Source organism: Mariniflexile ostreae, assembly GCF_042427585.1.
Taxonomy (GTDB): Bacteria; Bacteroidota; Bacteroidia; order Flavobacteriales; family Flavobacteriaceae; genus Pseudalgibacter; species Pseudalgibacter ostreae.
Window position 1 is genome coordinate 1 of record NZ_JBHMFC010000073.1, and the last position, 26,188, is coordinate 26,188.

The window sequence follows — 26,188 nt, forward strand, 5'->3', positions numbered from 1 at the left end:
TAAAATGGTCAATGAGATGACGTGCCAAACTATAAAATCTATTACAGGAAATCATCATTATTTAAACGCCTTTAATGCGACATTTAATAACTAAATTGGTATAAAATGGCGTAGCTGGTTCAATAGAGCAACCAATCTACCTTTCTTACTCATCTGAACTGCGCCCTAAAAGCTTTTATTTTCGCATTAAATGACTCTGCTGATGCATTTGTGCTTCTATTATCAAAGAAGTTGAGTGTGTTCAGATAATGAACGGACATGGTTTTAGCAATGGTATTAAAGCTTTTAAAGCCTGCCTGTCTCACTTTTTCATCCCATTTGGCCAATCGTACCAATGCAGAGGTTTTGACCTCTGTATTATTGTATATCCAAGATAGGTTTTGGGACAGCTTGTATGCCTTTTCTATATCAGGATATAGTTTAAATAGTATTTCCGCTCTTTCTATTTGTCCTACAGTCCCTTTGGTCTTCGGTTTAAACAACAGGTGTCGACTTATGGCCAGCAACTGTCTGTGCGTGTCTCCGTTATCAAGAAGTTCGGGTGTGTATGTTTTTCCTGTTTTACGGGCATCCTCAATGGCTATGTTATCTACTTCTATAATATCTCACCTCAATCGGATACGCTCTTCCTGTACGGCTTCCGAGGCCGGTTTTTGAACATGGAACCTATCGGTCACGATCACTGTTTTAGGGAAACACTCTTTAATGATCAAGTTCATGCTTCTAGCCAATATCTACAGTAACTCTTTTGACCATATTTCGTATTTTTACAGAAATTTTATTAAGGACATCGATTACATCTTATGCTTTTGTGCCTTTGATAATGGTGACAATACTGCCTTTCTTTCCGTTGGCTTCTTTATTGGTCAAGATGGTGTAGAGCTCTCCTTTGGATAGAGAGGTCTCATCCAGACTTAAGTATTTGCCCAGGTTCTCTCCATAAAGCAGCCAATCTTGCGAATGCCCCTTTTGTGATTTTGTGACCAGGCCTTAAAGTCGCTAAGGTGGTTTTTGTAGTGATGCTGTAGGTTTTTGCCATTAACCTTGTAATAGTTGCCAAATCGTTTGGCACTTACGGCATGAGTATCAAGCGATCCCTTTTAAAAAAGAGGCAAATTTGTTAGTTGTCCGAGTGCCTTTAGCTATTAAATTCCAATCTCTTTTTACAATCTCCCCCGTATTTACAAGAGTCCAACGCCTACGTTTTATATGCAGAAGTACCGATTTGCCTCTTAGTGGAAAGTCCTCAACTGTTATTTCTGATAGGAAACTTTTGGATTGTGCAGCTTCTGATCGGTGTACTTTGGGAAGCACATTTTTCTCTTCTAAGTAAAAATGAATCCTATCTGCTGATGCGTCATGCCGTACAATTTCAAAGTAAATAGGCCTTCTGGAAACAAATTTAGCGCTAATTCTATATACAAATCAAGTCTCTTATTGGGCAAAGGTAAAGTTCCTCCCCAAATTTTACGCTTCACGCAGGATTTGTTCATGGTTTGTGTGGAAATGGCCCTATAATGCCCTGTGTTTAAATTGCTAATCATAAATGTCTTTTTTTTAAAAGCCTTAAATAAAAAAGCTGAACAATGGAAATCATTATTCAGCTTTAACTTATAAATCTGTTTTTTATTTTAGTATTCTCTATATGTACCAGCACCTAAGTTAAACGTTAAAGAAAAACGTAGTGTTCCTTCTAACGGACTTTGTACTTTGGAAGCAGAGAATAAATAAGACAAGTCGATATTAACAACATTGTATTTAAAGCCAGCGCCTAATGCTAAGAATTTTCTGGCGCCTTTTTCTTCTGCTTCATTAAAATACCCTAACCGAAACGCAAAGGAGTCTTGGTAAAGATATTCGGCACCAAGAGAATAGGTAAACTCTCTTAGTTCTTCACTAAATCCGCCAGGAGCATCCCCAAAAGATTGGAAAATACCAGATAAGAAATTGACATCTTGAGATTTTCCACTGTAAATAATGCTATTCATTTCAGAAACGTTGTTTCCTAGCTCATCAACACCTTCGTCGTATCTATTATTTCCGTTAGTATCCGTGTATTCGTACTCTGTCCCTAAAATAGGGGGCGTTGGAACTAATAACTTGGCCACTTCGGCAGTAACCGATACTTTATTATAATCGTCAAAAATAAAATCAAAACCTGCCCCTAAACGTAAATTTGTAGGTTGGAAATTATCTGCTCCTCCATCGTCATACTTAAATTTAGGACCTATATTTTGTAGCGCAAAGCCCATTCGCCATCTTCCGTTATAACTATTGTATGCTTCTTCTTCACTTTGGTAGTATCCCGAAATGTCTACACCAAAGGTGTTGGCAGCACTCGAATCGCTGTTGTCGTAGTCAAGTCTTAAGTCCGATCTTAAATAGCGCATGGCAACACTCATGGCAAATTGATCGTTCAATTTAAGAGCATACGATACATCTAATTGAAGTTCGTTCGGTTTCTGAATAGTCCCTATATCGGTTTCGTTTTTCCGAAACTCTATTTCGCCTAATCCAAAATATTTAAAACTGGCAGCAAAGGCACTTCTTTCGTCTAAACGGTTGTAATAAGTAAGGTAAGCTAGGCCAATATCGTTTACAAGTTTGCTTAAATAGGGAGTGTAACTTAAGCCTATACCAGATTTAGCTTCAGAGAACGCATATTTTGACGGGTTCCATTGTTGTGAAAAAGCATCTACAGAGGTAGCAACACCCATATCGCCCATACCAGCGGCACGAGCATCTGGCGCAATTAGCGTAAAAGGCATACCAGTATTAATGGCTCTTGAGTCGTTTGGATTTGGTATTATCGTGGTTTGTGCATTTAGCTTTAAGACTAAAGCAAAAGCCGATAATAGCAGTACGTTATTTTTCATGTGTTTTTTGTTTTTGTGAATTACATGCCATTTGCTAAGTATTGGTTGGGTTAATAAAAAGCTCAAACATGTGGATTTGATGGATTAGTGTTACAAATATAATTTTTTATCATAGGATTACAAGTTTCTCGATTTTTTCTACTTTTTTATTTAATAGCTGCGACCTTACCGTTAATTTATAAATATAAACACCTTTGCCAATCTTATCTCCAAAGTCATCACGTCCATCCCAAACTATATCTTTAGATAATGAGCTAGTGGTTATAGCATCGCCTTTGGTTTGGCCGTTTAATGTCCGTACCAGCTTTCCAGAAACAGTAAAGATCTGTATTGAAACGTCTAAAGGGGCCGAACTATTGTGATTGAACCAAAATTCTGTGTAATTTACAAAAGGATTGGGGTAGTTTAATACGTTATTTATAACCAACTCTTGATCTTTATCAAAAACTATAAACTGTATTTCGGCTACTGATGAGTTGTTATAAACATCCCAAGCTTTAAGAGATAAGGTGTGCAGGCCGGGCTCTAAATCTCTAAAAGGAAAACTTACGATCCCTTTTTTATAATCATCTACTTCGGTTTGATAATAATCGTTCAAAATAAAGGGGTTTTTTTCGTCACCATCCAAAATGGCCACAATATCGTGCCCTATGCCACTCGCTGTATTTATTCCGTTTTCATCTTCTAATTTCACCAATAATGTGGGCGATTCATGGGTTATACCGCCAGAAACGAAATTTTCATCATTCATATATAACGTAATAACAGGGCCTATATTATCTTCTGGGGCATTGGTATTTAATCCTCCTATTTTAACCATGCCCATGTTTGCTCCCGTTTGGTCTTGTAGCTGTGTGCTATCTTTGGCGTAAAAACTGATTTTTCCATACCCTACCGGGATACCGATATCTTTTGGAACAACAAAATCAAATTCAAATTTGCCTTCGTTCACAGTGGCTTGGCCTCTAAAAATGATTTCCCCCAAAGTTTTAAAGTCTAGCTTTACCAATTCGCCGTTTAAGCGTGTTCCGTCATTTGCTAATGTTTGTCTGTCCAGTTCTTTATCATAAATAGTAGTAGAAAGAGTTCCTGTGTAATGGGGCAAACGATTGCCTGAAAGGTCTGTAACTTCACCAGCTAGTTTAACATAGCTTAGTCCTTTTAATGTATCTGTAGACTGGGCAATAGGAACGCCGTTAATTTCTGTTAACTTGATGTGAGGTTTAGGGAAAGCCAATTTCATGGCAGGATCGCCAATAAAAAACACCAACCGCCTTTGGGAGTTACCAGAAATAGAAGGGTCGTTTTTTGCGAGCCTTAAGGCTTCGGCCATAGATGGGTATTCGAAATCTCCAAAAGCATCGTTATTGCTAAAAGAAAATAAATACTGCCCTAAGATTTTATTGAACGTAATACCTGTAGTGACGAAAATTTGTCGTGTTGTAGTAATTAAGGCGATTGCCCCAGCTTGTTTTTGCCAATATGCAAATTCACCAGCTGTTTGTCTAAAAGGGTTATCGAATTTAGTGAACTCACAAGTAATGGTTACGAAACAATTAAGTTTGTTAACATTTCTTAGGTTTTGGATATGGGGCTTTAGTAAAATACGTTCAGCTGCCAAACCATCCTCACCACCATGTCCGAAATAATTAAACACCAAAGCGCCATTATCGATGGCACTTACTAAAGCTTCATTTACTTTTGGATAGGTGTCGCCGCCTGCCGAAGATTCTTGTTGGAATGCATCGGAATGAATCTTGACCACATTAATAAAGGGCTTTTCTTGAGTCACCTTGTCTGCAATATCGTTAGTGGTTTCCTGTAAGATGCCCTCCCAATCTTTATCTACATCGTCAGAAACAACTACGAAATTATTCCGCCATTCTCCAAACGCTTCTTTAGCGTAATAGCCTTCTATTTTGTCTACGAGCTCTTTAGCGCGTTGTGGAGTATCTGCCAAAATGCGCCCTATGGCAATATCCAGTTTGTCGCTTGTTTCCATAGCGCCTTCGTGAGAGTCCATCATGCCATAGAAATCGTCTGAGACATAAGAGCTGGTTTCACTAAAGCTATTTAGAGAGTACCAAGAAGGAACCATATTGGTGTTGTTTGGAATACGGTCCTTATAATCAAAAGAACCATCCCCAAATAAGCAAACATATTTTATTCTTTTCTCCGGAGCGCTAGCATTATCGTAAACATATTTTATCACGTTTCGAATTGCGGCGATATCTTGATTTCCAGAGCTAAACTCCGTATATATATCCTTTAAGCTAAGCACCTTTACACTTAAGCCATATTGTTTTATGTTAATTTCTGCGAGTCTATTTGCTTGATTTAGCAAATGGCTTGGCGAAATGATAATGTAATCTATATCTTTAAACTGACCTTGGTTGTTAGAGAAAATGGTTCCTTTAATATTTTGATTTGGCACTTTGGTATTGGTATCCGTTTTAGGAATAAAATAATCGGTTGCGCTAACCGCTACATAATGTTTTAAAGCGCCAAGTGTTGCTTTAAAACGAAGTATTGGGGGGGTATTGGTGTTACTATAATTTGCCACATTGTAGAGGTCGGTAACGTCCCATATCTCTGCGATTTCGGAAGCATTTTCAATATTGTACTGGCCTATTCCAGTAGTCGATGCTACGGCATTATTTTTAAATAAAAATTGTTTTCCAGAAAACTTTAGAGCCCTTGTAGCTTCAATAGCGATATAGTCCAGATATGCCACAGCGCTTGGGTTGCCATTGTTATTATGAGTTAAGTTAACCGCTATTTTTTGAGAATTCACATTAACATCGCCTATAAAAGATGCTTCGGTGGCGAAGTTAGGCTTTGAAGCTTTAGGGAGCGTTAAAGTTCTTATGATATTTCCGTTCACCTTAAGCTGCATAGACGTGGCAGATGACGATACACCAGCAACAAACGTTTTTAACTTTATAGGCTGTGAAAGCAGTAAATCTGGAAACTCAAAGTTAAACGTCCTTTCATTTTTAATATCAAAGCGTTCGCCAAACCAACGTCTCCCCAGTGTAGCTATGTTTTGGTTGTCTACCTCATGAAATTTATATTCTTGAAACGTATCTATCTGCATATCGATAACGCCAGTGGGTTGGGTAAAAGGGGTAATACGCTTTCCTGGGCCATTGCTAATATTTATGTAGTAGTACGTTTTATCGGTATAACAATTTATATGTGTATTGCTTTCTTCTTGAAAACCCTTTGGACCTTGAGCATAGAAGAGTATGTAATCTTGATTGTTAAAAACGCCATCATCTTCACCTACTACTTTAATTGCGTTCTCTGGCAAGTCAAAAGGAACTGAAGCCGCATTAGGGTAGGGGAGCATATGGCCTCCATGACCATACAATTTAATGTTTTTTGGGTTTACGGTATTGACATTTACCCCCAATTGTTCTAAAAAGGATTTCGATATTTTATGGACGCCTGTAGTATCTACATAAAAACGATACCATTCCCCCGAACTTAAAACCGAGTGGCTTATGCCTACTGCCGAATTCTTTTGCAATAACGAACTCCTACTTGTAGAAGTATTATAATTTACAGTGAAGGAAACTAGTTTTTTAAAGCCAAGAGCATCCTTTATAATAGGAGTTATTTCAAGATGAAGTGCATGTTTACCTCTAGCCAGAGTGTTTTTAAGCTGAAATTGTAGTGTGTTGGGTATTTGCGTAAGATCTAAATCTCCTAAATCATTTTTAGACACCGGCACATAGGATGCCTTTGCTATAGAGGCAGAAGACTCGTTAATGGCACTAGAGACTTTCCATGAGTCTACAAACAAGACCCCTTTATCCAAATCATAAACAAAATACTCGTTATTGAATGCGGGTACTTTCATTGAATAACTTTCAGTAAATATATTTTGAGTGCCTTCCCAGGTAATCGTGTAGTCTTTTTGTTGTGAAAAGACAAAAACGGAAATAAATAAAGCAACAAATAAGTTCTTTTCTTTCATCTTACAGCATAACGTTCTTGTAACGGCGTTATTATCAAAAAAAAATATTTTTAAAATCAGATTCAAAAATACAATAATAATTTAGGAAAACACACGTTAATATAACACAAAACATAGGGTGAAAACTGTGAAAACATCGATGTAATGTTTAATAAACAGGGTGAAATGCATAATATTTTAATCAAATAACAAGAAATTGCTTGCGGTATTCGGTTTAATTCTTATATTGCACCACCAAAAATATAATTAGCTTACTTAAAATATGGATATGAAAAAAGTAGTGACATTCAAGGTTTTATTAGTCTTGGCCGTTTTTGCAGCCATAACGAGTTGTAAAAAGTCTTCAAGTTCCAAGAATAGTTCTAGAGCTACTGGATGGAATATAAATGATAGGGAGGGCGGCTTTCAGTACAATACGGATTTTAGAGAGCAAGAAACTTCTCCAGGTTTGGTTTTTGTTGAAGGCGGTACTTTTACAAAAGGACGGGTTCAAGATGATGTTATGCACGATTGGAACAACACGCCAACGCAGCAACATGTTCAGTCTTTTTATATGGATGAAACGGAAGTTACCAATATGATGTATTTAGAATACTTAGATTGGATAAAAAGGGTATATCCGCCAACAGATGAAAATTTTAGAGCTATTTATCTAGGGGCATTACCAGATACTTTGGTATGGAGAAATCGTTTGGGTTATAATGAGATTATGACTGAAAATTATTTGCGTCACCCTGGTTATGCAGAATATCCTGTGGTTGGAGTAAGTTGGATACAAGCTGTTGAGTTTGCTAATTGGAGATCAGATCGTGTTAATGAGTACAATCTTGAAAAAGCAGGCTATTTAAAACGAGATGCGAAAACCAAAGAAGTTACAGCCGAATCTAATTTTAATACCGATACCTACATTAATGCACCGTCTTTAACTTATGGTGGGAATGAAGACATTATTAATGGCGATGATAGAGCGCGAAGAGGTGAAAGAGTAGATGCCGATGGTAATAGAAGTAATATATATGCCACTGTTGAAACCGGTATTATTACACCTAAATACAGACTTCCAACAGAAACAGAGTGGGAATATGCAGCATTAGGTTTAAGTGAAATACGGAGTTATAATTTATATCGTGGACGTAAGAAATATCCTTGGGATGGCCAGTATACACGTTCTGGAAAACGTAAAATACGTGGCGATCAAATGGCTAACTTTAAACAAGGTAAAGGGGATTATGGTGGCATAGCCGGTTGGTCTGACGATGGTGCAGATATAACCAATAAAGTAAAGTCTTATGAAGCGAATGATTATGGACTGTACGATATGGCAGGAAATGTTGCAGAATGGGTAGCAGATGTATATCGCCCTATCGTGGATGCAGAATTTAATGATTTTAACTACTATCGTGGTAACGTGTATACAAAAAACGCTATCAATGAAGATGGGTCTGTTAAAATAATTACACCAGAAAGCATTGTGTATGATACCACTTCTACAGGTAAATTAGTAGCTAGAAACTTACCAGGAGAAATTCTACAAGTTCCTATTGACGAAAACGAAACGTACTTAAGAACGAATTTCGATAAGAGCAATGAAATCAACTTTAGAGACGGAGATAAGCGTTCTTCTCGTTACTTCGAAAGTTTTAATGAAGAAGATGAAAAAGGAACATCTCAAACAAGTATGATGTATAATTCTCCTAAACATGGTATTACAAGAGATTCTTTAGGGAACATCATTAGAGAATATGATAAAAATAATAACAGAACGTCTCTTATTAACGATGAGGTACGCGTTTATAAAGGTGGCTCATGGAAAGATAGAGAGTATTGGTTAGATCCAGCCCAAAGACGTTATTTTCCACAAGATATGGCAACCGATTATATTGGGTTTAGATGTGCCATGTCTAGAGTGGGCTCAAAATCGAAATCTAAAAACAAAACAAAGAACTAATAAGATTTCAATAATATAAAAAAAAGTCCTAACGTCTGTTAGGACTTTTTTTTATACTTTTAAAACATAAAATATTATAGTTGTTTTGTCTTGTAGGATTTGTAAAATACGTTTTATTCTTATTTGAAGACGTTTAAATATTTTGTTAACCCTATGTGTAAAGCACATGTTTACCTTAAAATAAGAACAGTTGAAAATAGAACAATTACACCGTCTTTTCTTAACCTGTAGTGCTGCTTGCACAGATACACGGAAAATAAAAAAAAACACTATGTTTTTTGCGCTTAAAGGCGAAAATTTCGATGGTAATGCTTATGCGGAAAAAGCACTAGAGAGTGGAGCAAAATATACCATTATCGATAATCCGAAATATGATATTTTAAATGAAACGATTTTGGTTGAAAATGTGCTTGAAACTCTTCAGCATTTAGCCGCTTTTCATAGAATGTATTTAAAAATCCCTATTATCGCATTAACAGGTAGTAATGGTAAAACCACAACCAAAGAGCTCATTAATGCGACCTTATCTCAGAAATATAGAACAACAGCCACTATTGGTAATTTAAACAATCATATTGGTGTGCCGTTAACCCTGCTATCGATGACAGAAGATGCGGAAATCGGGATTGTGGAAATGGGAGCGAACCATTTGGAAGAAATAAAGTTTTTATGCAAAATTGCAAGACCAGACTATGGGTACATTACTAATTTTGGAAAGGCCCATTTAGAAGGTTTTGGAAGTGTAAAAGGTGTTATTAAAGGAAAAAGTGAGCTCTATGATTTTCTTATCAGAAGAAATAAAACCATTTTTATAAATGGTAACGATTCTATACAAGTAGAAAAAACAAAAAACAGCAATGTCTTTAGTTTTGGAACGACGTCAAAGTCCCATGTTCAAATTGAATTTGTAGAAGCCCAGCCTAATGTGAAAGTAAAGTACAAAAGCTTAAGCATACAAAGTCATCTAATAGGGGAGTACAATTATACCAACATTGCTGTAGCTATTGCTATTGCCCATTATTTTGAGGTAGATGCTGTTGCTATTAAAACCGCTATTGAAGATTATACTTCAAACAATAACCGCTCCCAAGTATTGAAAAAAGAAAGTAACACGGTGGTATTAGATGCTTATAATGCTAACCCTACGAGTATGCATGCGGCGCTATTAAATTTCAATAATTTAAAGAGTACTGTTAAAACAGCAATATTAGGGGATATGTTTGAACTAGGTGAGGAAGCAGAAAAGGAACATCAAAGCGTGGTTGATTTAATTAGGGTTTTAAACTTTGATACCACATTTTTAATTGGCAAAAATTTTTATAAAACGGAAGCTAATTCAAAAAATATCATTCAATATGAATCTTTTGATGATTTTAAAAAGGATTTTAGTTTTTCTAAAATAGAAAACACGTCCATTTTAATTAAAGGATCACGAGGCATGGCCTTGGAAAGGGTTTTGGATTTATAATGCATTGCGTGTTTTGGGATGTAATAAAAACTAGTTTTTATCCATTATTAATGCTTTTTGAAATGATGCTCTGGCTATTATTTTTAGTATTTATATTTCAAAATTGTTTTGCCATTTGTATCGTGTTTCCATTTGGAAATTTTTATATCTAATTATTTGAAAATGAAGAGGGTGTTTTGTGAAAAAAAACTCAATTAATTTGGCTTAAGTATACAAAGTGAGATTCCTCAATTATTAGAATAGTTTTTAATTTCTGATTAATACTCATTAAGCTGCTATTAACTCTTTCTTTTAACATCTATCACAAGGTGTTTGATTGCTAATTCCTTAATGTCTTCTTTCGTGGTTATAAAAATGAAAATAAGTATTTTATTGATCGCATAAATCTAATCCATTATTAGGGGATAGATAAGCGTCTTCGTGTTTAATACTTTTCCATTGGTCTCTTATAAATATGTTGTCCATGGCTTCCTTGCTCGGTATTTATGATTTCTTGGTTTACCGTGCATCTCTATAGCTTCTTCTAAAACCCTAACGCACCAATTAACATCCATTGTGTTTGAAACTTTCCAATGCGAAATATATCTGTTTTGCAAATCGATAATTGTTATTAAATGCCATAAATCCTTTCCGCATAGATGCATAGGTGATATCTTGCCCATATTTGATTTGGACGCTCTAAATTTAGAACACTTTATTTTTTTACTTCCAATACAGGACCGGACGTGGTATGCCTAAAAAACGGCATTATTTTACGGTACTTAATTAAAAAAAAACACTGCCTGTCATTGTTTTTTGTTTTGCTTTTTGGTATTAGCGCAAGGCGTTCTTTAAAAAATACAGTTCCCTTTTTGCTGTCCAATAATCTTTAATAAACGTTACTTCTTTTCTTCTGCTTTCATCTTTTTCAGCACAGCACCTTTAATAAATATGGTTTCGGCTTAGGGTTGACCTCGAAAATTTGTATAATTTCTAGGTGGTTAAACGCTCCTTTAGAGTTTCTAAGACTAATTTAATATTGGGTTTTTATATATGTCATAATTGTGAATTTAAGTTTTTGGAACTTAATTTACTTTACGGTTTTTTTTGAGTAGACTCAATTATAATTTTTCTATTATATTGCAGAGTTAATAATAGGCTTAAACAATTATGAATTATTTTTTCAACTTGCTTTTAGTTGTCCTTTTTCTACATGTTAAAATGGTCTTTTCTCAGAACAGGGACGAGGGAAACGCAAAATTTGATAGTGTTTTTTATGATACTGCGGTGCGGAAATCTGCTACAAATATTGTGATGGCAAGTCAAATTGCTGATTCGTTATATAATGTCTCATCTACAGATTTACAAAAGATTAAGTCCTTAATGCTATCTGCGGATTTATTGGAAAAACAAAGTAAACGAGAAGAAGCAATAACATATACTTTACGAGCAGAAATTATCGCCAATGAAATAAGTGATTACGAGTGGTTGTCCAGAATTTATGGATTCCTTTCTACCCAATATCGTATTATTGGATTAATAGATCAGGGGAAAAGATACTTAGAGAAAGGTTTGAAAATCTGTGATAAAATGACTCATCAAAGTAGAGTTGATCAATATAGAGGAATGGTTTATCAAGAAATGGCTCATTACGCCATTTATGAGAAACAGTATAAAAGAGCGGTTCAGCTGCTGGAGAAGGCCAACTTGCTTTTCTCTAACATGAGTAGCGTTCAAATGAAAAATTTCTTTTTTGGAAATAATGAAGAAATGATTGGGAGAAGTTATCTCGGAATGGATGAATTTAATATTGCGATACAGCATTATCACAAATCTCTTAAGTATTTAAATGAAGCAAATGCAGGAGAATCGCAATGGGCGGGTATGGTTTTTCATGGACTCGGAAAAATTGCCTTGAAACAGAAAGAATATGAGAAGTCATTGTCCTATTTGAGCAAAGCAGATACTATTGCGCAAGCTATAGATCATACTGCTCTGAAAGTTTTGATATATAGTGATCTAAGTGAGTATTACCAAATTAATGGTGACTTAGAGAAATATTTTTATTACAACAAGGAACACCTTAAGAATGTAAATAAGAATATGACATCAGCCAAGACGGCTACAAATAAAGCCTTAAATATGGTGTACGAGAATCAAAATGCAAAATTAACTATAGTTTATAAAATAGCACTTGTTTGGAGCATTTTGTTTTTCATTAGCTTGGGGCTTTATTATTTTACAAGAAAAAAAAGAAGAAAGGAAGAGAAATATTTTAAGGCAATTATTTCCAATCTTAATTCTCTAAAGGAGGAACCTAAACTAATCCCTTCTGTATTAACTAATAAAGAAGAACGTTTTATGCCCGAGAAAACAGAAATAGAGTTACTTCGAAAATTAGAAGAGTTTGAAAAAAAAGAAGAATTTACAAATCCAAACCTTAGGCTTTCCGTTATGGCTGCGGATTTTAGGACCAATACAAAGTATTTATCATACATTATTAATACACATAAAAATAAAGACTTTAATAATTATGTTAATGATTTAAGAGTATACTATATAATTAATAAGGTTCAGGATAATCCGAATTATCTAAACTATAAAATCAGTTATCTTTCAAAAGAATGTGGTTTTTCTTCCCATAGTAAATTTGCTACAATTTTTAAGAATACTACTGGTTTAACGCCTTCCGCTTTTTTAGGTCAAGTGAAAGCGTCCCATGTGGAAGAAACCACCCTTAGTTAGATAACTTAGAATTTTATGGACACTAATAATATGGTATTTGGATTTCTTTTCTTGCTAAATCTTATCTGTAGATTGCATTGCCATATCCGGGAAGGGCTTGACTACCGTTTTTGTAATCCTTAAAAGTAAGTATTTTACCCTTGTTTATTACACATAAAGACAAATACTCTTTTATAGAATCTAATTATTTTTAGTCTTCCAATTGATTAAATAATCGATGAAGTGTATGTTTTAGTAGTATTTTAAATATTAGTTTAGAATAAATAGAGTGTTTTTTTAAAAAAACCTTGAATTTGTTTTTTATGTAGTTTAAATTGAATGTGTAAATAGCTTATTATTAGCTTGTTGTGTTTTGTTTCTTTTCATTTTCACGAATATGACAATACATGTCCTTAAAAAGGACTACCTTTTTTCGTTGCTTAACTTACCTTCGCCGCGTAATTATTTGAATCGATCGATCCGTCCTTGTTTCGGAAGATAATCTTTAATCTTTATAATTTTACATCTAAATTATAGTAATATAATTGTCGTTCCAACTATGATATTTTTTAAGCTACAGTACAATTAGGCAAAACCTGTATCAAGTTTAACCTAGGGCGGATTCTTTTGATACTTATAATAAATATAACATTAATGGAGCTTGTTAAAATGAGACAGTTAATATATGGTGTCATGTAATAGATATTCTTATAAAATTATTGTCATGTATTATCAAAGAAGGGGCGGGAATTTATGTTTTAGGTATTAAATGGTCATCTCTTAAAATTAGGATCAATTCGTCATTAATTTATAACGTGGTTAAGTAATTATTTATTGCGGTGAGTTCGGGGATAATTAATAATTAACATATGAGAAATATATATAAAAAAAGCACACCAATTTAAGCACAAGTAGTGTTTAAGTAATAAGAAATAAAAATTAAAGTCATGAAAAGTATTTTTCGTTTACTGTTACTGCTATCATTAGTCGTTTTTTATCCAACTCAGGTCAATGCGGAAGGTTCTAAGGATCTATACCCTAGCGGTGCTTCTGGACATAGGGCTTATTTAATAAGTCATAATCCGGAAAGTCAGGTTAATGGTTGGCCGTTTTTGTCTCGTGGAACCCATTTTGTATATGCTCGGACCAATGAAGTAATAACTGCGGCAAGTAGTGCTCAAGGTATTGGCAATGGTCTTATTGTTTTAATTGCTCCAGATGGTACTACGTATACTTCGGTTCAAGGGTCTTCGATAGGTCGTATTGCCAATCGCACCGAAGAATTAGCTGGTCCGAATGCTCCTGGAGGGTATGTCCCTTTTTCACAGGTTGTCGGCCCAGGACAGGCAGGAATTTGGCAAGTTGACTTTATTGCTACGAGAACCGTCCCATCGTTTAATCAAAAGGGAGCATCGGGGCTAGCCAATGCCAATTGGAGTGAGCAAAACGATGAGAGTTCAGCGATACTCGCGTGGGATGTGACTGTTTTTGATACTGCAGACAATGCGCTTTCTGGAAGAGTATATGCAAATCTATTGGCTCAATATGTGGGTGGTCCATATTACGGTATTATGTATGTATTAACCAATGATGGATATGTTTACAAAGTAAACAACAATGGACAATATGGGGTGGGGTTTATGAGCTTCTCCAACAATAAAGGTTTGACCACTGGTACTGGTGATAATGCGACGCCTTCATATAAAAGTTTAAATGATTTCGGTTCAGGTGTGCCAACAAAAGACCCAAGAGAACCAGATGGCTTATATAGTATTACTCATAAAATGTTTTATTCTTTTCCGGATAATACCATGCCCGCAGTAGCAAATATGCCAGGTAGAACCATTTGGTTGAACCCCCAAAAAGTAATCCCCACAGTGACGAATGTGGAGTTCATAGGGGTGGAAGGTGCCCAACATCAAATGAGCCAAAAAGGAGGGTTTATTGAGTTTGAAGCCAATATGTCCGGAACTTATAAGATAGTTATTAATAGGGACGGTGGTTTCGTAGAACGGATCCTTACGGGAACAGCACAAGTAGGAACGAATTCTGTTCTATGGGATGGAAGAGACGGTGCCGGAAATCCACTTTTGGAAGGAACAGCACAAATTTCTGTAAATGTGAGATTACAAGGCGCCGAAGTTCACTTCCCATTTATTGATTTGGAATTTAATGCGAACGGTTTGATAATTGAGCAATTAAATGACGATGGTTCGGTCAAAAGTGATATCGTATATTGGGATGATAGTGATATTGTCTCTACATCAAATGCTCCCTCAAATCCGACCGTGAATGGAAATGATGGTGCTGGCATTTCAAGTAATATCAATGGCCATATTTGGAGTGGCAATTATGGAAATGATAAGGTAATGGATACTTGGACCTACATATTGGGCGATTCTTATAGTATTTCTAAAAACATTGAGGTTGCACTAGTTGATTTGGCTATTCTTAATATAGAATCCATTACGCCAATAACAGAAATAACCCCTGGAGAATCAATAACATATAGTGTTCCTGTTATAAATTATGGACCAAGTTCTGCAAAAAACGCTCCTTTTCATTTTAAGGTGCCCAACGGTTTTTCGATCGAGAATTTGTCCGATGTCATTTATTCGCTCACCTGTCAGGATGCCGCTGTAAATAATTTAAGCATTGATGCCGATGGTAATATTAATGCGCTGTTGGATATTCCTAACGGATGTAGGGTAAACTTTAATATTACTGGAAAAGTAGGGGCAACATTGGTTTGTAACCCCATTGTCGTAGAGGCTAGTATTATGCGACCACACGATGTGACGGATATTGATGCTACAAATCCTGACCCTTTAACGCCTCCTACAGATCCTCATTTAGAATGTTTAAATGGTACCACAACCGAGGCCTGTAACAATATCAAATACAATGATGCTATAGTAGTAAGCCCTGCAGTTCCAATTAGTAACGGGAATAAGTTGGGATGCGAAGGAGAGACGTTAATGGCAACTGCTTCAGTCCCTTCCGGTAGTACTATACTTTGGTATGATGCACCTTCTGGTGGGAATGTGGTTGCCAATCCACAACTGGATACTCTTGGAACAGTAAGGTATTACGCGGAAACTAATAACGGTGGGTGCACAAGTGCACAAAGAACAGAGGTCATATTATCGATCGAAGGTAAACCCAACCTTACGATCAATGATCCTTTACCAGTGTGCGAACCGACAGCAGTAGATTTGACCTTAGCTGAAATAACAGATGGGAGCGGACCCATGTTGGAATTCTCCTATTATACGGATGCTTCCGCAACGACTCCTTTAGTTGGCCCTGAAAATATTAATGTGTCTGGAACATATTATATTAAAGGGACCAATATTATTACCGGATGTTCAGATATTAAACCTGTACAGGTTGAAATTATGGGTAGGCCAGAACTATTAATAGGACAACCAACCTGTTCTGGTGGTAATGGAAGTATTACTATTCTTGAACCATTGGGCTCGGATTATGAATATTCCATTGATGGAGTCAATTATCAAGCATCTGTAACTTTTGTAGATGTGATTCCAGGAACTTATCATGTTACCGCTAAAGATACTCGTACTAATTGTGAAAGCTTGGCAGAAGTGGCTACAATTGACAATAGCCCCGCTCCGCCGACTCCGAGCGTTGTACAGCCTAATTGTTCAGATGCAACGGGAACTATTAGCTTACCATTATATGCAGGGGCAAATTACTCCATCAATGGGGGAGCTACGTTTGTAACTAATAATATTTTTAACGGACTCAGTTCTGGAGTTTATGATGTGATTATTAGAGATAGTAGTAATTGTACAACCGCTCCAGTTCAGGTCACTATTGAACCAGCATCTGCGGCACTTCAGGCACCAAAAAGTGGAGGTAATCAATACGGTTGTGCTACCATAGCTAATATTCCTACTTTAACAGCAACAGCATCAGTGGGTATGGGTGAGACTTTAATTTGGTACGATGCGCCATCTGGTGGAAATGTAGTATCAAATCCATCTTTAAATGCAATAGGTGAAATTGTGTATTATGCTGAAGGTAGTATGGGTAACTGCACGAGTACACGTACGCCGGTCTTCTTGCGGATCGATATCAGTCCAGAGATAGATAATTTAGTTGATCAGAATTCTTGTGGTCCCTATACATTCCCTGCTATTACTGGTACAAATCTTTCAGGAAATGAGGCTTATTATACAGGAGTAAATGGTAGTGGAACAAGATATGTGCCTGGGGACCAAATCGCGGACAGTGGTGTCCATAATTTATTCATCTACGATGAATTGATTTCTGTTGAGGAATGTCCAGTGGCATTGGATATACTGACTAATACTACCGAGGACCCTGCAAAGTACCAAACTATGCGAAGTTATATTTATCCAGGACAGATAGATCAAATGTTTTGGAGCGGGAATGCCTCTGTAGATATTCTACACAATTACCCTGGAACGGTGCCGCCAGGATCGGGGACTAATTCTATTGTTCATAATAGTATCACTGGGGATATTCAGCTTCCAGGTATTGAAAACTGTACGCTTGCAGGTGATAGTGTGGAACTCACAATTTCGGTAGATGTTGAAAACTTAGGCCCTGGAGTGGTTAGGAGTTCTTATGTGGGCGGACTTTTCGTTATCGATAAAGCTACAAAAACTACAATAGGAGGACGCCAAAATTTCCCAGTAATTGCACCAGGCGCTACTCGTACTGTTACCGCCATCAGAACGGTATCACATGCAGATATTGTAGCAGGAAATATTGCGGTAATTATCCAGATTGAATCACATCAAGACGGCCATGCGAAATCATGGCAACTGTCTAATTTCCAGCTTGCCTATGATTTTTCTGCTGTAGGTCAGGCCGTATGTGCAGATGAACCTACCTTTGAATTAACCATTCAAGATATTGTCACCGCAGGTGAGATAGCGGGAGAGTTCACACAAAATGAAACTATTTGTAGTGGGGAGACACCAAATGGATTGATTTCAACTGTTTCAGGTACCGGTTCCGGTACCATATCTTATATTTGGGAAGCATCTACAACCGATTCCCAAACTGGATTTACAGAAATTATCGGAGCTAATGGTGAATCTTATTCGCCAACAAGTCTATCCGAAACAACCTTTTATAGGAGAATAACAAAATCTACTTTAAATGGATTTGATTGCCTATCTGAACCAACCCCCGTGGTTACAATTACTGTGAACCCACAGATTGTCAACAATACCATTTCTGAAGCCCAAACTGTTTGTAATGGTGAAACCCCTGATTTGATTGTTGGATCTACACCATCTGGAGGAAACGGAGCATATGTGTATGAGTGGGAACAAAGCGTAGATAACGGCCTTACATGGACTATGGCGGTAGGACTTTCAGATGAAAAAGATTACGCCCCGGGCGCATTAATCCAGGAAACACTGTACAGAAGAAACGTAACTGATGGTGTATGCTCCGCTAATATTAGTAATGAAGTTAAGATATCTATAGCTGATTTTCCAATTGGTTATGATGATACTATAGATAATTTGGACTGTACAGGAAGTTTTACTTATGATTTAGCAGCCAATTCTATGGATATTGCGAATGGAGGTAATGGTGTTGCGGGCATTTATAGTTGGACGCCAATGCCAAACATGAATGTTATAGGAGCTACCAGTGGTACGGGTCAGACCATATTATCACAAACTTTAATAAATATAAGTTCAACAGAACAGCAAGTGCGCTATGTTATTGAGGGAAAAAGCGAAACAGTGCCATCTTGTAGCTCACGCTTTTATATTACAGTTAATGTACCTGTATGTTCTTCGATGTCTATTGATAAAGTTGCAGATATTAACACTGTAGACGCCGTAGATGATATTATCAATTATACAATCACCGTTAGCAATACGGGAAATGCGAATCAGACCAATGTTATTGTAAATGACCATTTAGTAGGTGGGAATTTAATGGGCTTCACAGGTGACAACGGAAACGATGTCTTGGAAGCTGGAGAGGTTTGGGTATATACAACCACATATACAGTCTTAGAAAATGATTTAAATAATTTTGGGAATCCAATACAAGGGTCGGGATTAATTCGGAATACAGTATCCGTGGTATCAGATCAAATTCCAACTGCAATTACTGCAACTGAAGATGTTATGATAACCGAGGACCCAAGCCTTAGGGCTGTCAAGACGGCGTCCATCACGGACAACGGCGACGGGATCCTTGGTGCCGGCGATACCATTGCCTATACCATTACGGTGGCCAACACCGGCAACGTGACCCTTGGCGGGATCAACTTGGCGGATACCTTTACGGATGCACATGGGGCCGTTCTCGCACTGACCACGGAACCGGCCTTTAAGGGTGCCGACCAGGGCAGTGCCGAAGGGACACTCTTGGTGGGCGAGACGGCTACTTATATAGCGACCTATGTGATCGATCAGTCAGCAGTGGATGCGGGCGGGGTTGCCAACAGTGTGGTGGCCAGCGGGGACAGTCCTGCGGGCACCCGCGTTAGCGATACCAGCGACAACGGGGACGATACCGACGGGAACACGGAGGATGACACGACCGTTACAAACTTTACCGAGGACCCAAGCCTTAGGGCTGTCAAGACGGCGTCCATCACGGACAACGGTGACGGAGTTTTGGGTACGGGTGATGCCATTGCCTATACCATTACGGTGGCCAACACCGGCAACGTGACCCTTGGCGGGATCACCTTGGCGGATACCTTTACGGATGCACATGGGGCCGTTCTCGCACTGACCACGGAACCGGCCTTTAAGGGTGCCGACCAGGGCAGTGCCGAAGGGACACTCTTGGTGGGCGAGACGGCTACTTATATAGCGACCTATGTGATCGAGCAGTCAGCCGTGGATGCGAGCGGGGTTGCCAACAGTGTGGTGGCCAGCGGGGATAGCCCTGCGGGCACCCGCGTTAGCGATACCAGCGACAACGGGGACGATACCGACGGGAATACGGAGGACGATAGCACACAGGTTGTTTTTGAACATTATCCAGAAATTACGCTTGTTAAAACCTCGGAATTGAAAGCTGGGGGATCATTAGGGGATATTATCACCTATGCCTTTACCGCCACAAATAGTGGTAATGTGACCCTGACTAATGTTGTGGTAGATGACTTGCTTACGAATACTATAAATCTATCTATTCAGCCATCAACTTTAGCACCAGGTGAGTCTGGAATTGCTACTGCAACCTATATCATAACTCAATTAGATATGATTGAAGGTAGTGTGGTGAACTCAGCCTTCGTAAAAGGTCTTGATCCTAACAGTAACGAGGTTGAAGACATTTCTGGAACTGAAATTGACAATGATGATCCAACCACTACTTATGTTATCAAAAAAGATCCAGAAACTTTAGATGATAGTGCAGAAACTTTAATTGGGCAACCGGTGAACATCCCTATTATGGAAAATGATATAGCTTATGATACATATTTGGTTCCAGAAACTATAGAAATCCTCCAAGGGCCTAGTTATGGTACAATTACAATCGATGCCAATGGAATGGTGGTTTATACGCCAACACCTGGGATTAAATTCACTGGGCAAGATAATTTTACCTATCGAATTAAAGATGCGTATGAAAGCTGGAGTAATGTTGCTACTGTAACGATTACCATAAAAGGACTGTTTTTTCCTAACGCCATTTCACCTAATGGAGATGGAGATAATGACGCTTTTGAAATTATAGGTATTGAATATTATAAGGATGCAGAGGTATTGATTTTTAATCGATGGGGTAATGAGGTTTATCGAAATTCAAATTACAAAAACGGTAATAACAAATTTTCAGGAGAAGGGCTAAATAATGGAACTTACTATTATGTGGTCAATTTAACTAATGAGAAAGGAAGTGTAGAAAACTATAAGGGATGGTTATTTATTCAACGATAACAATACCACATTCAAACCCAATAATAAAGTTAATAAGGATGAAGAAATCATATATAGCACTATTAGTATTTGCAATGCTTTTTAAAGCACCTAAACTGATTGCACAACAAGAAATTCAATTCACTCAGTATATCTTCAATACAGTAAGCGTTAATCCCGCTTATGCCGGATATAAGGAGCAATGGTTTGTGCAAATGGCCTTACGGAATCAGTGGGCTGGGATTGAAGGTGCTCCAAAAACAGGCCAATTTTCCATTGACGGTATTATATCGCCAATGTCTAGAAATATGGGATTGGGTTTACAGATAACCTCAGATAAGTTAGGGCCACAATTGGCAACTTCAGCCTACTTAAATTATGCATATCGACTCCGGTTGAATCATGATGATACAGAGCGTTTGAGTTTTGGTCTCGCTGCTGGATTAGGTCAATACGGGCTGGATGGTTCTAAATTTTCAACTGTAAATCAACACGATACTGCACTAAGTAATGCCAATTTAGATGTATGGAAATGGAATGTAAGATTGGGAGTTTATTATTACAATCCACGATGGTATGCGGGAATTTCTATGATGAATGTTTTAGATGATAGCGAGAATGTGCTCTTTAAAAGTGATTCTGATGATTACAGTATTGATCAAAGAAGACATATGTATTTTATAACTGGAGCTGTTTTTGATTTATCTCCAAACTTTAAATGGCGGCCAAGTATTTTAATCAAAGATGACTTTAAAGGTCCTGCCAGTTTAGATGTCAATACCATGTTCATTTTTAACGAACGATTTTGGTTTGGAGCGAGTTATAGGACTGGATTAAAACTTTGGGATAAAGATTATACCGATTTTAGTGCACAAAAACTTAAGATTTCCAATGCTGTTAGTGGCATTGTTCAGTTTTACTTATCAGAGAACTTTCGGGTCGGATATTCTTATGATTACATGCTTAATAATCTTGGGAATCATGAATCTGGTAGCCATGAACTAACACTCGGTTATACATTTCCACTGCAAGGTCGTCGTCTAATAAGTCCAAGATTTTTCTAAAAGCCTCAAAATAAAAATATTACCAAATATTAAAATTATGGTTAGAAATTATATAACACTATTGCTACTTCTAATGTGCGTAGGTTCTTTTGCCCAGGAACAAGCCGGGAATCGTCAGAAGGCTAATGAATATTTCATCGGCTATGAATATGGAAAGGCCACATTATTATATAAAAAATTGACGGATACTAAAAATCCGCGTTTTGAGGATATGGAGCGCCTTGCTTTTAGTAGTTATCAAATTAACGATTATGAACTGTCCACCAATTGGTATAGCAGGCTGGTAGAACATCCTGATAGTTCGCCAGAACATTTGTTGCAATATGCTAAGGCTCTTAAACAAACTTCGGAATATCATAAAGCAAAAGAAGTTTTAGAACGATATATACAAACCACCGGAAATAGGGAGGATGTAGCGTTAGAAATGGCAAGTGTAGAAGCCGCTATGAAGTGGATGGCACATCCCACAACTTATAATATTTTGAACGAAATGGAGATTAACACGCCTTTATCAGAATTTGGGGCGTATCCAGTGGGAGATAAAGTTTATTATGTTGGTGAGGCATCCAATTCTTCAGGGAGATATAGCTGGACAGGAAATTCTTTTCTACAAATATTCAGTGCTGATAAAGTGGGAGATAGCCTTGTCAACCCTTCTCTTTTTAATACATTAAACGAAAATAACCGCTATCATGTTGGTCCCGTAAGTAGTAATAAGTCTGGGAATATGTTTTTTGTGACGCGTACCTATACTGGTAAGAAAGCAAATATGAGTGAGATCAATAAAAAGAAATATCAAACCAATCGCTTAGAATTGTACGTTTATACCAATACTACGGATGATAAAAGGATCGCGATTCCTTTTGCCTATAATAACCCAAAGGAATATTCAGTAGGGCATGCTACTTTGAGTTTGGATGAACAAACGCTTTATTTTGTTTCAGATATGCCTGGAGGCATGGGAGGATCAGATATCTGGTTCTGTGAGAAAAGAATGGATGGAAGTTGGGGCGTTCCACAGAATGCGGGAAGAATCATAAATAGCCCAAATAATGAAATGTTTCCCCATATAGGACCTGATGGTGCATTATATTATTCAAGTAATGGTTTTGTAGGAATGGGTGGATTGGATATATATATAAGTAACGGTGAAAAATCTGTTTGGACACGTCCTGAGAACCTTCGTTTTCCAACCAATAGTGGTGGTGATGATTTTGCATTCGTTGTGTCAGATATCAATAATGAAGAAATGAAAGGATATTTTTCATCCAATAGAGCAGCAGGTGTAGGTGGTGATGATATATATTCATACACCCGTCCAATTGAAAAAGTAACCATTGTCATGGAAGGGACATCATTTGAAGGTCAAGGAATGGACAAGAGGTTGGGTGAAGTCGCTGTTTTGTTAAAAGGTACCGACCAAAAAATAAAGACCAAAAAACTTAGTAACGATTTAGGAGATTTCTCCTTCTTCGTAGATCCGGGCAAAGAATACAAAATACTAGGTCAAAAGGCAAAGTATTATTCAGATTCGTTGGTTTTTAATACCAAGGACATGACTAAATCGGATACCATTAAAGTAGCCCTTCATTTAGAACCCTTGTTTAGGGTTGGAAAAAAAATTATTCTTAAGGACATTCTTTACGATTTTGATAAAGACAACATTAGAGCTGATGCGGCGATAATATTAAATGGATTGGTACGTATTATGGTAGACAATCCATCCTTGAATATTGAATTGTCCTCTCATACCGATAGTAGGGGCACGGATTCCTACAACCTAAAGCTTTCTAGTAAAAGAGCTTCATCCGCTGTGGATTATCTCGTTTCAAGAGGTGTGTCGAGAACACGAATTGTTGCAAAGGGATATGGAGAATCTCAACTGCGAAATGGGTGTGTTAATGGCATATCATGTTCGGAAAAGGCTCATCAAGATAACAGACGGACAGAAGTAACAGTATTGTCTTTTTAAATTTATTCGTTTGTAAAGGAATCCTTATAATATTTGGGCATAAATCATTAAAAAACGAAACAGTCAACGCTTATTTCTATTAAAATAAATACATTTTTCTATTACGTTTTTATAGAGCGTTTTATTAAATAAAACAGTAAATTCATTCGGAATGCTAATGAAAAAGTATCATCTAAAGCTTAGAAAACAGATTCAAGAATTAAATTTAGAAGTTTTGGAGAACCAAAATTTTAAAAGCTTTTTAGAAGTTGTAAATCATACTTATGAAGCTTATGATAATGAAATAAACTATTTAAAAAACGACTTAGAGAACAGTTTTAAAAAACTTGCTATTGTAAGTGGAGAATTAAAGGATGAAAGTGTCAGAACCAAAACGAAATTAGAAAATATCATTGACAATATTGAAGGGGTGATTTTTGAAACTGATTTGGATGGGAACTTTACCTTTCTAAATAAAGCATGGACCGATTATTCAGGCTATCCAAAGAAAAAGGCGATTGGAAAAAGTTTCAAGAATTTTATAAAATCCAATGCCATTGAGGATAATGGTGAGACCAATGAAAAATGGTTAATAGAAAAAAGGCATTTAAGATTCGTCTTTAAACACGAAAAAAGGAATAAATTGAGATGGTTTGAGGTAAAGGCCAGGCTCACGATGGATTCAGTAGGTAATGCTAGTGGATTCTTAGGTACCATAATAGATATTACTAATTTAAAGGAAACCGAACTTGAACTCAAACAGGTCAGTCAGGCAAAAGATGAGTTTTTGTCAACTATGTCACATGAAATCCGAACCCCATTGAATGCAGTCACGGGATTGACCAATATTTTATTGTTGGATAGATATCTACCCGATCAGGAGGAGAGCTTAAAGGCCTTGAAATTTTCCGGTGATCATTTATTAGGATTGATAAATGATCTTTTGGATTATGATAAAATTAGACATGGAAAATTAGCGCTGAACGAAAAGGACTTTAGTTTACATACTCTCCTAAACAATTTAAAAACTCAATATGTTTTGGAAGCGCAAAAAAAAGGAATCATCTTTAATTTGGAAAAAGAAAATGAGATTCCAAATAACATCAATGGCGATGAATTAAAACTTAATCAAATACTCAAAAACTTATTAAGTAATTCTCTGAAATTTACGGAAGAGGGCTACGTTAGTTTGAGTATTAGGAATTTAGGTGTAGTTAGAAATAAAGTTTCGTTACAGTTCAGGGTCATTGATACCGGAATAGGAATTCCATCAAATCAACACCATACTATTTTTGAAAATTTTGTACAGGCAGATTCTGAAATAAGTGTAAAATATGGAGGGACGGGCCTAGGCCTTTCAATTAGTAAAAAATTACTTCAATTGCAAGGTAGTGACCTTAAGGTTGAAAGTGATTTGGGAATGGGGGCGTCGTTCTTGTTCGACATAACATATAAAATGAGTAATCGGCTTAATATGTATGATTCAGGAATGGTAAAAATGCAATCAAACTTTAACCCTCTTAAAATCAATGTATTGGTAGCGGAAGACAATAGGATGAATGCGCTTATTTTAAGACGGTTTTTTACGAAATGGAAAGTTAATTATGAAATTGCCGAAAACGGGGAAGAGTTATTGTTGTACTTAGCGGATTCGGAATCTCGGTTTGATTTAATTTTAATGGATTTACAAATGCCATTATTAAATGGGTATGAAACGACGAAAATTATTAGAAGTCTAGAAAATCCTTTGAAAGCTAATTTACCAATCATCGCTTTAACAGCATTTGCGCAATCAGATATAAAAACTAAAACAGAAAGTTATAAAATGAATGGATTTATGAGTAAACCGTTTAATCCTGAACAATTGTATAATCTTTTGAAGTCTTATTCTAAAATGTAGAGAGTGAGGTCATTTAAACTTTTTGCTTTTCAGACACTATTGCAAAAAACGCGTATAGTATACCACCCACAGCGGATTAAAGTGAGCATAGTGCGGCGGATGAAAGTGAACCACTAAAAATCGATTCTATTTGTAAAGCTTTAAATATCTTTTGTAAAAAGATATTATGGCCAACAAACAAATAGATATGCGAAAAATAAAACAGATTTTCAAACTTTACAGTGAAGGAGTCAGCAAGCGTCAAATAAGCCTACAGTTAGGGTTGTTGCGCAATACCATCACTAAATATAGGTCTACTAGACAAAATGGTTGGTAAAATCTTCCTTATCCCTATTGTTTATTAGCTTTGAGGCAAATCAAAGGTTTTGAATAAAAAAAATGTAAATTCTGTGATAGTTTAA

At 36.8% G+C, this 26,188-nt stretch carries 14 protein-coding genes and 1 pseudogene; 8 read left to right on the plus strand and 7 right to left on the minus strand.

From position 1 onward, the window contains the following. Positions 1 to 149 precede the first annotated feature (149 nt). Positions 150 to 719: pseudogene (locus tag ACFFU9_RS11090) on the minus strand (ISAon1 family transposase). Here ACFFU9_RS11090 and ACFFU9_RS11095 point away from each other — a divergent pair. Further along, positions 718 to 897, plus strand: a complete 180-nt coding sequence (locus ACFFU9_RS11095; RefSeq protein ID WP_379861508.1) for a hypothetical protein — start codon at positions 718 to 720, stop codon at positions 895 to 897. The pseudogene ACFFU9_RS11090 and the gene ACFFU9_RS11095 overlap by 2 nt on opposite strands. Positions 898 to 904: 7 nt before the next feature. Here the strand turns inward: ACFFU9_RS11095 and ACFFU9_RS11100 are convergent, their stop codons facing one another. From ACFFU9_RS11100 to porU, 5 genes are all read right to left on the minus strand, one after another. Beyond that, a complete protein-coding gene (locus ACFFU9_RS11100) occupies positions 905 to 1,039 on the minus strand; it encodes a hypothetical protein (protein WP_379861509.1) in 135 nt (44 codons plus the stop codon). Between the two features lie 47 nt (positions 1,040 to 1,086). Further along, positions 1,087 to 1,413: an ISAon1 family transposase N-terminal region protein gene (locus ACFFU9_RS11105; protein ID WP_446685834.1), complete on the minus strand. Its 327-nt coding sequence runs from the start codon at positions 1,411 to 1,413 to the stop codon at positions 1,087 to 1,089. Then, positions 1,326 to 1,544, minus strand: a complete 219-nt coding sequence (locus ACFFU9_RS16240) for a hypothetical protein (protein WP_446685832.1) — start codon at positions 1,542 to 1,544, stop codon at positions 1,326 to 1,328. Before ACFFU9_RS16240 ends, ACFFU9_RS11105 begins: the two co-directional genes overlap by 88 nt. 87 nt (positions 1,545 to 1,631) lie before the next feature. Continuing rightward, positions 1,632 to 2,876, minus strand: coding sequence for a type IX secretion system outer membrane channel protein PorV (porV, locus tag ACFFU9_RS11110; protein ID WP_379861510.1), 1,245 nt, complete (start codon positions 2,874 to 2,876; stop codon positions 1,632 to 1,634). 109 nt (positions 2,877 to 2,985) lie between these two features. Then, a complete protein-coding gene (gene porU, locus ACFFU9_RS11115; protein ID WP_379861511.1) occupies positions 2,986 to 6,858 on the minus strand; it encodes a type IX secretion system sortase PorU in 3,873 nt (1,290 codons plus the stop codon). A 262-nt stretch (positions 6,859 to 7,120) separates the two neighbouring features. On the opposite strand from porU, the gene gldJ reads away from it, so the two are divergent. Then, complete coding sequence (gene gldJ, locus ACFFU9_RS11120; protein ID WP_379861512.1) at positions 7,121 to 8,806, plus strand: gliding motility lipoprotein GldJ; 1,686 nt, start codon at positions 7,121 to 7,123, stop codon at positions 8,804 to 8,806. 190 nt (positions 8,807 to 8,996) lie between these two features. Beyond that, a complete protein-coding gene (locus tag ACFFU9_RS11125; RefSeq protein WP_379861513.1) occupies positions 8,997 to 10,274 on the plus strand; it encodes a UDP-N-acetylmuramoyl-tripeptide--D-alanyl-D-alanine ligase in 1,278 nt (425 codons plus the stop codon). A 446-nt stretch (positions 10,275 to 10,720) separates the two neighbouring features. Here the strand turns inward: ACFFU9_RS11125 and ACFFU9_RS11130 are convergent, their stop codons facing one another. Continuing rightward, on the minus strand, positions 10,721 to 10,936 hold the full coding sequence (locus ACFFU9_RS11130; protein WP_379861514.1) for a hypothetical protein: 216 nt from the start codon (positions 10,934 to 10,936) through the stop codon (positions 10,721 to 10,723). Positions 10,937 to 11,423: 487 nt separating this feature from the next. Here ACFFU9_RS11130 and ACFFU9_RS11135 point away from each other — a divergent pair, with 487 nt between their 5' ends. From ACFFU9_RS11135 to ACFFU9_RS11155, 5 genes are all read left to right on the plus strand, one after another. After that, positions 11,424 to 12,998, plus strand: coding sequence for a hypothetical protein (locus ACFFU9_RS11135; protein WP_379861515.1), 1,575 nt, complete (start codon positions 11,424 to 11,426; stop codon positions 12,996 to 12,998). Positions 12,999 to 13,924: 926 nt separating this feature from the next. Next, positions 13,925 to 20,893 (plus strand): CLIPPER-2 domain-containing protein, encoded by a 6,969-nt coding sequence (locus ACFFU9_RS11140; RefSeq protein ID WP_379861516.1) that lies wholly within the window; start codon positions 13,925 to 13,927, stop codon positions 20,891 to 20,893. A gap of 38 nt (positions 20,894 to 20,931) precedes the next feature. Next, positions 20,932 to 21,936: a PorP/SprF family type IX secretion system membrane protein gene (locus ACFFU9_RS11145; RefSeq protein WP_379861517.1), complete on the plus strand. Its 1,005-nt coding sequence runs from the start codon at positions 20,932 to 20,934 to the stop codon at positions 21,934 to 21,936. A gap of 37 nt (positions 21,937 to 21,973) precedes the next feature. Next, on the plus strand, positions 21,974 to 23,908 hold the full coding sequence (locus ACFFU9_RS11150) for an OmpA family protein (protein ID WP_379861518.1): 1,935 nt from the start codon (positions 21,974 to 21,976) through the stop codon (positions 23,906 to 23,908). Between the two features lie 157 nt (positions 23,909 to 24,065). Beyond that, positions 24,066 to 25,787, plus strand: a complete 1,722-nt coding sequence (locus ACFFU9_RS11155) for a PAS domain-containing hybrid sensor histidine kinase/response regulator (protein ID WP_379861519.1) — start codon at positions 24,066 to 24,068, stop codon at positions 25,785 to 25,787. Positions 25,788 to 26,188 lie beyond the last annotated feature (401 nt).